This is a genomic window from Clostridium sp. DL1XJH146, assembly GCF_054819755.1.
Genome location: NZ_JBTVVN010000011.1, coordinates 92695 through 103387 on the forward strand (window position 1 = coordinate 92695; position 10693 = coordinate 103387).

10 protein-coding genes are annotated in these 10693 nt (G+C 28.7%); 3 read left to right on the plus strand and 7 right to left on the minus strand.

Annotated features, from left to right (window positions below; genetic code table 11):
- Nucleotides 1-10: 10 nt before the first annotated feature.
- The 3 genes from ACVHXK_RS07670 to rfbB are packed head-to-tail and all read right to left on the minus strand — an operon-like array spanning nucleotide 11 to nucleotide 2893.
- Nucleotides 11-748 carry a glycosyltransferase family 2 protein gene (locus ACVHXK_RS07670; RefSeq protein WP_461205791.1) on the minus strand — a complete coding sequence of 246 codons (738 nt, stop codon included), beginning with the start codon at nucleotides 746-748 and terminating at the stop codon, nucleotides 11-13.
- A 2-nt stretch (nucleotides 749-750) separates the two neighbouring features.
- A complete protein-coding gene (rffA, locus tag ACVHXK_RS07675) occupies nucleotides 751-1899 on the minus strand; it encodes a dTDP-4-amino-4,6-dideoxygalactose transaminase (protein ID WP_461205792.1) in 1149 nt (382 codons plus the stop codon).
- A gap of 10 nt (nucleotides 1900-1909) precedes the next feature.
- Nucleotides 1910-2893 (minus strand): dTDP-glucose 4,6-dehydratase, encoded by a 984-nt coding sequence (gene rfbB, locus ACVHXK_RS07680; protein WP_461205793.1) that lies wholly within the window; start codon nucleotides 2891-2893, stop codon nucleotides 1910-1912.
- Between the two features lie 267 nt (nucleotides 2894-3160).
- Here rfbB and ACVHXK_RS07685 point away from each other — a divergent pair, with 267 nt between their 5' ends.
- Entirely contained in the window at nucleotides 3161-3379 is a 219-nt protein-coding gene (locus tag ACVHXK_RS07685) for a sulfurtransferase TusA family protein (protein ID WP_461205794.1), read from the plus strand.
- Here the strand turns inward: ACVHXK_RS07685 and ACVHXK_RS07690 are convergent.
- A complete protein-coding gene (locus ACVHXK_RS07690; RefSeq protein ID WP_461205795.1) occupies nucleotides 3376-4272 on the minus strand; it encodes a LysR family transcriptional regulator in 897 nt (298 codons plus the stop codon). The two genes, ACVHXK_RS07685 and ACVHXK_RS07690, sit on opposite strands and share 4 nt — an antisense overlap.
- 185 nt (nucleotides 4273-4457) lie before the next feature.
- Here ACVHXK_RS07690 and ACVHXK_RS07695 point away from each other — a divergent pair, with 185 nt between their 5' ends.
- Together ACVHXK_RS07695 and ACVHXK_RS07700 are read left to right on the plus strand one after the other, a co-directional pair.
- On the plus strand, nucleotides 4458-5096 hold the full coding sequence (locus ACVHXK_RS07695) for a YeeE/YedE thiosulfate transporter family protein (protein WP_461205796.1): 639 nt from the start codon (nucleotides 4458-4460) through the stop codon (nucleotides 5094-5096).
- A gap of 23 nt (nucleotides 5097-5119) precedes the next feature.
- A complete protein-coding gene (locus tag ACVHXK_RS07700) occupies nucleotides 5120-5653 on the plus strand; it encodes a YeeE/YedE thiosulfate transporter family protein (RefSeq protein ID WP_461205797.1) in 534 nt (177 codons plus the stop codon).
- A 128-nt stretch (nucleotides 5654-5781) separates the two neighbouring features.
- Here ACVHXK_RS07700 and ACVHXK_RS07705 read toward each other — a convergent pair whose 3' ends face one another.
- The 3 genes from ACVHXK_RS07705 to ACVHXK_RS07715 all read right to left on the minus strand — a co-directional run bounded on the left by ACVHXK_RS07705 (nucleotide 5782) and on the right by ACVHXK_RS07715 (nucleotide 10507).
- Complete coding sequence (locus tag ACVHXK_RS07705; protein ID WP_461205798.1) at nucleotides 5782-6468, minus strand: TIGR00266 family protein; 687 nt, start codon at nucleotides 6466-6468, stop codon at nucleotides 5782-5784.
- Nucleotides 6469-6811: 343 nt separating this feature from the next.
- A complete protein-coding gene (locus tag ACVHXK_RS07710; protein WP_461205799.1) occupies nucleotides 6812-7924 on the minus strand; it encodes a toxic anion resistance protein in 1113 nt (370 codons plus the stop codon).
- A 12-nt stretch (nucleotides 7925-7936) separates the two neighbouring features.
- On the minus strand, nucleotides 7937-10507 hold the full coding sequence (locus ACVHXK_RS07715; protein ID WP_461205800.1) for a YceG family protein: 2571 nt from the start codon (nucleotides 10505-10507) through the stop codon (nucleotides 7937-7939).
- Nucleotides 10508-10693: the final 186 nt, after the last annotated feature.

Sequence of the window (10693 nt, forward strand, 5' to 3'; positions counted from 1 at the left end):
TCAAATCTCCTTAAAAGTAACTTTCGTAAATTTCAAATTGTGGTTCCATCTTCCGAAATCTCTTAAATAGTTTTGTATCTGAATAATAAATATATAATTTCAAAAATAATTTAGCAAGCTTTGAAAAATTGTAATTAGACTTGCCATACCTTCTCGGTCTATGCTTAATATAAACATTGCCAATATTTTTAGTTATACTTAGTATTATTGCGCTTATATACACAAAAGATGTTTTATTCTTTTTAATTTCTTTTAGTACATCTTTTCTAATACATCGCAAACTACTTACTTTTATATCTTTCGGTTTATGACAAATAATATTAAACAAAGAATTAGTTGCTTTAGAGCCAAGGTTTCTTAAAAAATTATGTTCTTTTTTTTCTGCTATGCCATAAACCACATCATACTCTTCATCCATCTTTTTCATTATATTTATTATTTCTTCAGGCGGATGCTGCAGGTCATCATCCATGGTAATGACATAATCTTTAGATGCAAAATCCAATCCACATTTAATTGCATTTTGCTGACCATAATTTTTCTTTAGTCTTATCACTTTAAATTTATTATTTTTCTTATGTATCTCTCTCATCTTTACAAAACTATCATCAGAGCTATAATCATCTACTAAAATAACCTCATAATCCACGAATATAGTTTCCAATACCTTGATTAATTGAGTATATAACTCATCTAAAGAACTAAAACTATTGTAAACTGGAATTACAACAGATACACTACTCCACATATTTATATCCCCTTTAATATTTCCTCTAGATTGCATACAACATATTTCATTTCTTCAGCTGTCATATCTGTATATAAAGGAAGTCTCAAAATGGTTTTGCTCACTCTTTCTGTTATTGGTAAGTTCCCTAATGAATATCCTAAAGATTCTCCCATACTAGAACTATGTAGTGGTTCAAAGTGAGTAAAAGCTTGAATACCACATAGCTTTAATCTTTTAATAACTTTATCTCTACTCTTTTCATCTTCTAATAGAATATAAAAAAGATGATAACTTAAATCTTCATCTTCTTGCATGCTAGTCATTCCCTTTATTACGCCAGCCTCTAAATATTTATATAAGTTTTCATAATAATAACTAACTATTTTCCTTCTCTTATCTTTTATACCATCTAATTCCTCTAGTTGTCCATATAACACCGCCATTAAAATATCAGATGGTGTATAACTAGACCCTATATCTACCCAAGAATATTTATCAACTTCTCCTCTTAAGAACTTATTTCTATTAGTTCCCTTTTGTCTTATGATTTCAGCTCTTTCTAACAATTGTTTATTTTCTGTATTAATAACTAAAGCTCCACCTTCACCACTTATATAATTCTTAGTTCCATGAAAACTATAACAAGCTAAATGTCCCCATGTACCCAAAAATTTATTCTTATATTTAGAGTTCACTCCTTGAGCTGCATCTTCAATTACATATAGATTGTGCTTTTTAGCAATTTCCATAATTCTATCCATTTCACAACCAATTCCACCATAATGAACAGGTACTATAGCTTTAGTTTTATTCGTAATCTTTCTCTCAATATCATCTGGATCAATATTCAAAGTGTTCTGTAATATCTCGGCAAATACTGGTGTTGCGCCTCTTAGCATTACTGAATTCGCAGTAGAAGGAAAAGTATAGGAAGGCATTATCACTTCATCTCCGGGCACTAAGTCAATAAGCATCATGGCCATATCTAGTGCATGAGTAGCTGAAGTAGTCATAAGGATGTTTGATATAAAAAATCTATCTTCTAGAAGTGACATTACTTTAGAGGTAAAATATCCATCTCCACTAACGCTTCCCCTATTTAGGGCTTCCTCTATTAATCCTAGTTCCTTGCCTGTTAAATGTACTTTATTGAAAGGAATATCCATCATTTATCACCATCTATAATTTATTATTTATGTACCAATTAATTGTTTTTTCTAAAGCAACCTCAAATTGAGTATTACAACTCCATCCAAGATTCTCTCTTAATTTAGTTGCATCTATGCCGTATCTCTTATCATGCCCTTTTCTATCTTCTACAAATTGGATTAATTGTTCATCTATACCCTCTGCATCAAGGCCTTCATTTTGTAATATTTCTTTTGTTTTATTAATTATAATTTTCACTAAGTCTATATTTCTTATCTCGTTATTATTGCCTATATTATATATTTCTCCAATAACGCCCTTTTTTAATACTGTATGTATCGCATTACAATGATCCATAACATAAATCCAATCTCTAATATTTCTTCCATCACCGTAAATAGGTATTGCTTTTCTATCTAAAATATTTGTAATAATTTTTGGTATAAGTTTTTCACTGTGCTGATGAGCCCCATAATTATTACTACAACGAGTAATTATCACAGGTAATCCATAAGTATTATAAAAAGATTGTGCTAATAAATCCGCCGAAGCTTTACTAGCTGCATAAGGATTTCTGGGATTTAAATTAGATTTTTCAGTAAATAATCCATTTTCTATAGAACCATATACTTCGTCCGTTGAAATTTGTATAAATTTTTCTACATTACTATTCAGTGAACACTCTAACATTACTTGTGTACCTAATATATTTGATTTTATAAATTCTTGACTTTTTTCAATACTTCTATCGACATGAGATTCTGCAGCAAAATTAATAATAAAATTCGGTCTATAGCTCTCAAAAATATTTTGAATACTATTACTATTACATATATCTTCTTTAACAAAAGTATAATTAGGATTATCTTCTATATAACTAAGATTATCTAAATTCCCAGCGTATGTTAGTTTATCTACATTTAAAATACTTATATCTTCACTCTTGTTAAATAAATATCTTATAAAATTTGAGCCTATAAATCCTGCCCCTCCAGTAATTAAATATCTAATCATTTAGCCCTCTCTATTCTTTATATAATAATTTATTTTTATCCACATTTATTTTTATCCACATTTCTTTGTACAACAATTTGGTTTTATCCACATTCTTTATATGATAAGTTAGTTTTATCAACATTTTTACGACATTATACCATAAATCGATTTTTTATGGTATAATACCTAATCAATATACTTATAAAGGGATATTTCTATAAATGTTAACTTATTAATTGATTCAATATAATTACAAACTAATATACGTATAAAAGGAGATTTAAAATGAAAAAAGTGGATTGCTTAGGCGATATATGTCCTGTACCAATTATAAAAACAAAAAAAGAACTTCGAAAGATAAAACCTAAAGAATCTATTATGGTAGTAACAGATCATAGTTGTACCGTTGAAGCTCTTACCGAGTTTTTAAAAGAATATGATGTTAAACAAGAAATTGAAGAAGTTATTAATGGTGTCTGGGAAATAACAATTACTAAACTTTAACACATAGATTTTTTCCCTATTTCTTTAAAATAATCTAAAAATTCATTAACTGCCTTATTTAATTGAGTTCTTTTATCATTTATTAAATACATTTTATATTTAATTTGAAAGTCTGATATTTTTACTAATTTTAATCTTTTTTCATATAATTCCTTCTTTATAGATGTATATGGTAAAAATGCAATTCCATAGCCTTGAAATAAAGAAGCTTTCACTGATTCAATAGAGTCGCTTTTATATAAAACATTTAATTCATTATATTCGTACCCTGAACTATTAATATTATCAACTAATCGATCTTCGATATCAAGTTTATCACTCAACAAAATAAATGGGTGCTTTAATAGCTTTTTCAAAGATATTTCTTCATCTATTTCGTAATCATAACCTGCAACCAAAGATAAATTATCTGTATCTATCTCACAATATTCTAATGATTGATCAGTAGGTTTTTCGTAAATCACTCCTATATCAGCGATATTATTCTTTATATTATTTTCAATTTTATCAGATGAATTAGATTTCAATTCATAATTATGATGTGGAAATTTATTCTTTATTTTATATAACACACATGGCAATGCATATGTAGCAATAGGTCCACATGCTTCAATTTTTATAATTTGCTTCTCTTTTGAATCCTGCTCTAAATGCTGTATCATAGCATCATAAGTTCTTACTATATTATCTACATATTTAAAAACTATTAACCCTTTGTCTGTTAATTCAACACCTTTATTACTTCTTGTTAATAGTTTATACCCTAAATTTTCTTCAAGCTTTTGAATCTGTTGACTAAGAGCAGGCTGTGAGATATGAACTTCATTTGCAACCTTAGATATACTCTTACTTACTGCCACCTTATAAAAATATCTAAAGGATTCTATAGGCAAAACAATTCCCTCCTTTAATAGTTTAAAGCTTCCAATAATAGTTATTTCAGAAACGTTTTCATTATAGCACAATTTATGCTAATTGAAAACTAATGATTTTTTGTGATATACTTAACCCATAAAACTAAAGTTCAATATGTTTTTTTTCAAATTAACCATTTATTATAAAAAGGAGGGCAAATCTAATGAAATATACCAACACAAGCACTAAAAAAAACCAAATACCAATAGGTATTGCAGTTTTTATAGCTATAATAATATCTGGAATTTTACTCTCTAATGTTTCTATTAAATTAGGATTATTTTGGGTAACAGGGATTTGCCTAGGATTTGTTCTCCAAAAATCAAGATTTTGTTTTACAGCTGCAGTAAGAGATCCTTACTTAACTGGAAGTACAACGCTTACAAAATCAGTACTTATAGCTTTTGCAATTACAACTATTGTTTTTACTGCAATAAAGTTTAGTGCATATTCTAATGGATTACCTATTCCTGGACAAAATTATGTTACTCCTATTAGTCCAGCAACAGCTATTGGCGCCTTTATGTTTGGAATTGGAATGGTAATTTCCGGTGGTTGCTCCTCTGGTACTCTTATGAGAATAGGAGAAGGTTTCTTAGTACAATTAATAACTATATTATTTTTCATTGTTGGAACCCTTTTAGCTGCCCATGATTATGCATGGTGGAAACTCAATTTTATTTTACATGGCAAAGCTATATTTTTGCCTGATATATTAGGATGGGCCGGAGCATTAATGATCCAACTTTTACTAATTGCTACTCTATATATTTTAGCTGATAAATGGCAAAGCAGGAAATAACACAATTAATTAGGAGGGTAATTATGAATTTGAAAAATAATAAATACTATAAAAGTTGGTTTAAAGATTCGTGGTCATACATAGCTGGTGCAGTTATACTATCCCTTATGCAAATCGTTATATTAGTTACTACTGGTAACCCATGGGGACTTACTGAAACATTCTCTTATTGGGGAGCATGGCTATACCAATTAGTTGGTGGTAGCGTAGATAAATGGTTCTATTTCAGTAGTGAAAGCGCACAAATAACTTTACAATCTGGTTTTCTAAATGACCCTGGCACTATGAGAAATCTCGGGATTATAGTTGGTGCTCTTTTAGCTTCTTTATTAGCTTCTCATTTCAGGATTAAAAAAATCAAATCTATAAAACAAGTTTTCGGAGCAGTAATAGGTGGTTTATTAATGGGATATGGAGCAATAATTGCTTCTGGTTGTAATATAGGTGGATTTTACAGTTCACTCTCTTCACTATCTTTATCTGGTTGGGTATATGGTATATTTCTATTTCTCGGAGCTATAGTTGGTAGTAAATTATTAGTAAAGTTTTTTATGTAGCAAGTTCATCACTTATAGTTCATAACTAGAAGCACCGATGTTACTAGTTATGAATTTAAAAGGATGAACTTGATTTTTTAAAGTTATTTCATCTTAGCGTATTTAGTAACTACACCGATTGATAATTTTTACTTTGATGATGGTGGTATAAGTTTCTGTATCCAACTACCAAAAGCTTTAGGATTACGTGTTTGTATAAGTACTGTTCCAGGTCCTCTAAATCTACAAACCAAACCTTCACCTGATGTAAAACTAGAAATCCATCCACTTGAAGATGCTTTTTCTATCGTATATTGCATATAATCTGGCCATGCTACTAAATGACCATTATCTATAATAGTTTCTTCCCCTGCTGGTATGTTAATAGCGTGAATTGCTCCATATGAACTTACAAAGACAGTTCCTTTTCCTCTTATTTTTACTATAAAAAATCCTTCTCCTGAAAACATTCCTCTTGCTAAATTTTGCATTTGAGTTTCAACTTCAATTCCTTGAGTACCAGCTAAGAATCCATCCTTCTGAACGCATAATCCATAAGACCCATCCAATTCTACATCAAGAACTCCACCCGGTATTGCTGGAGCTAAAAGAACCTCACCAGCTCCTCTACTAGCTGTTAAGTTTTGAAAGAAGAATTTTTCACCAGCAAGCATTCTTCCAAGCCCTCTTAATACTCCACCTTCCATACTTCCCTTAACATCAACAGTAGATGACATAGTAACCATAGCATCTGATTCTGCTTTTATCGTCTCTCCGCGCTGCAAATTAGCTTGTATAATCGGGTATGCCCCTTCATATAATATCTTATAATCCAATATAAACACTCCTTCTTTTTATTAGCTATATTTTAAAGTTTACTTAGCATCAATAATATTGTTTATATAAAAAGTTCCTTTTTAAAGCATAGAGTGCTCTTTAAAATATAGAGTGCAGTTTGCAGAGTGCAGAGTACAGTGAAGGATGATTTTGCTACGCAAAATCCGCTATCTAACCTAAAGATTTTCTGACCAACAGAAAGAAAATCATCCATTACTGTAAACTATGCACCGTGAACTGTGAACTATCTTTTATTCTTTATCTTTTATCATTTATCTTTTATCATTTATCTTTTATCTTTTGAACTTGATTGTGCATTGTGCATTGTGCATTGTGCATTAGCTATTGTACATATCTCTTCTTTTCATAATCTTCTTTTAATACAGAAAGTCTTCTATTACTATCTTCTCTCTTTTGCTTAGCTTCTTCTTGTATTCTCTTAGTTTCATCAATACCATTAACTATTGTTTCCCAAGTTTTTTCAAGAGTTTCTATTTCTATAGAGCTTCCTGTAGTAAGTTTTGCTATTTCTTTATTTTGATTAGCTGTTGCTGTTGCATTTCTTAATAATAATTCATTAGTTGTTTCATCTAATGCTGATAAACTCTTAGCTTGTACTTTCTGTCTTTTAAGCATAATTGTTTTAACAAGACATTGTTTGAATATTGGCATTGTTATAATAAAAGCTGAATTAATTTTTCTAACAAGTCCATAGTTACTATACTGCATAGTTTTAATGTCAGGCATTCCTTGAAGAGCAACATGTTCTGCTAATTTTAAATCATGTACTCTTTGCTCCATCATTTCAATAACTCTATTCATATTTTCTAAATTAATTCTATCCATTTCACTGCCACTATCAACTTTACTTTCTAATTGTGGAACCATATTTGTTTTTATATGGTCTGTTGCTAATTCTCCTGCATAGATATATTTTTCTAATTGCTCATAACATTCAACATTTCTCATAAATAATTCATCTAAATCTTTGTTTGCCTTTTCAATCTCAGTTTCATACTGTTTTATTGATATGTATATCTTATCAACTTCATCTCCCATAGTATGATACTTTTTAAAAAGTGCTTCTAGTGAGTTTTTAGTTGACTTGAACATCTTACTAAACATACCCTGTTTCTCTTCACCTTGTAATTCTTTGATATCAAATTTATCCATTATTTTTTTAAGTTGAACAAGCATCTGTCCTGAATCTTCTACTTTACTTACTTCCATTTGGTGTAATAATTTATCTGCAAAAGTTGACATTTCTTCTGTTGCAGGTTTTCCGAAACTTAAAATACTACTTGCGTCTTGCAAATCAATTTGTCTTACAAGATTCTGAATTTCTGGCGAACTTTGAATCTTTTGTGCTACCTCTGCTTTCTTTTTCTCTAAATCAAAAGTTGGTGCATTATCGACTCCATCTAAAACTTGGTTATTTTTAAATTCCATATCCATGTTATTGCCTCCTTAATTCATTTTAAATATTTTAGAAAAGAACGATTTAGGTTCTTTTTTATTCAAATTTAATGGTAAATCTAATTTAAAATCTTCTAACTGATGAACATCGAAAGCATATTGTTTTATATGATTTTCAATATTGTTGTAATTAGTTGGCGCAAATACCAAAACATCAATTCCTATAATATTAAGTAAAACCAAAGTAATGATATCTTCCTCACTAAAATCAGATTTGTCATTAACATATACAATTACTTTTGGTATATAGTGTGGAAAATCAAATTTTTGTATTAAATTTAGTATATCATCCTGCATATTAAGAATGGTCATTAAAATTTTAAGACTAAATTTATTATCAACTTCTCTGCAAAAATAGTTACTCTTTATCACTTCATTTATTTTTGAAATAATAAAATCTTGCAAGGAATTTTTTAAGTGAGAATAATTATAGAACTTGTTTTTAATGAGCTTTTCTTTATCAACAGTCCCATCTCTATTAAGCACATAGGCAAGTGAAAAAACATCCTCCCTAGTATAGTTAACCCTGGAAAATGGAAGCTTTTCTATAAAGTAAGTATCATCTGCTGCACTTAATTCACTCAAAACGGACCAGTATTTTGATAAGTCTGTGTATGTTCCATTTATTTTGGAAAACAAATTAGGTACATATACTGTATTATTAGCAATTTTAAAATTTGGTCTGATCCTTGCCTCTTCACTCCATAGAATTTTTATCTCTTCAAAGGTTGTCTTAAGAGTAACTGGTATTGTGTTATATTCTTGGAATTGCCAAGGTTTGTACATACCTGTATCGGGATTAAATAACATTTCCTGAATTTCATTTGAAGCATTATATGCTACTGTTGATTTTCTTATTATCTTCTCTTCAGTTGGAAATGCCATCAGTGATCTAGATATTTCATTCTTCTGAAGTACTGTATATTGTTCTTCTTTATCTATTCTCGCAAAAATATCATCACTTTTGTACTCAGTATTTAAGTACAACACATCGCAACCAATTCTTGAAAAATATATAAGCAAATATACTTCAGTATATTTTATTTCACCATAATATAATATCTTGGGGTTGTGCACATCTAAACTATCAGCTTTGATATTTTTAAATAAATTTTTAGAGTACTTATTGATCCAAACAATAAATTTAACTAGTAAATTTTTTGTCTTAGATACATTTGGATTCTCGTTTGCCAAGTACATATTAAAAACTTCCATAAGTGCATACTTAAAAGAATTATTTAAACTTACATTAGATGATTGTGGCAATAATTTATTTCTATATACTTCATTCAATATATATTCCACATCAACAGTAGTCTTACCTTTAAAAATTCTATCTATTATGTTAATTATTTTTCCTAACTCACTATTGCTAGGTGACGGAATTCTATCGATAAATTTAATGTAATTATATTCCTGTTTTTCAAATTCTTTATCCAATAAATATATTTTGTTAGAATATTCTTCCTGGGCTAGTTCTCCTTCTTCTAATCCTATATATCTATAAAAATACACAGGTACTATTGGATTACTTCCTTGCAAATATCCTCCACGTTTTTCAGTTGGAAGTTTAATTTCTGTAAATATATCCAATGTCTTTTTTATTCTTGTGCCAATAATAGGACTTCCATTTGGTATAGGTTGAAATTTACTATTAGTTTTTCTTTCATTACTAGTTCTCTTAACTACATTGCTAGTTGTTGTATTTTTATTTTCTACTATAAATGGATTTTCCTTTAAATCTTCTTTGTATCTTCCTTCATATCTAAAAGAATACTTACCAAACTTATCAATATTATGCCACTGTTTTTCACCCTCTGGCTCAAAGACTACCACATCACAACCCAATAAAGATAGCAATATAAAAAAGTAACATTCATGCTTCTTTGCCTCTCCGAAATATACTATTTTAGGATTGTAATTTACTATCTCATCTCTAAATAATACTGAAATATATTCTTTTGACCAAGATATTAACTTTACAATAAAACTTTTTACTTTACTTGCATTTACTCTTGTTTCACTATCAATATACTTTTCTAATACAATAAAGAAAGCTTCTTTAAAAGACTTATTCACTTTAGATTTCTCAACATGATTAAATAGTTCTGTTTCATTTAACAATATTCTAAAATCTGTTTTTTTAACATCCAATCCATTATCAATTCGATTTGACACTATATTAGTTATATGTTCATTTAATAAAATAGGAATTCCCTTATAGAAAAACTTATATAGATTATTCAAACTCAAAAGTCTCTCATGAAGTTTTTTTATGGAGCTTAAATATATTTTTTTATCATCAAAACCACTATATCTACATAGAATTATACTTAAATTATTTTTGGTCTCATTTGCAAGATTATGTTTCTTTTTTCCCTCAATAGTCTGACACATATCCTCAAATACATTTGTGCTATGCCAAAGAATAATGTTTTCTTCTTTATTATTTTCTTTTTTGTTATTTTTTTCTAAAGGATTATCTACAGTATCATTCTCTGTACCAGGCATTTTAAATGAATCCATAGAAAATTGCATACCACTACTTTGGTTGTTATCCATACTCATACCTCACTTTAAAACAAACTTTTCTAATATATTTATAGTACCATATAACCCTTATATTTGAAAATAAAGATGAGAATTTTTTACTTAAATATATCTTAGTAATTCAGCTTTAACGAGTAAAAATATTTCGAGATAAATTAATCCAAAAATGTAATAAAATATTATATAATTATTAGTAAA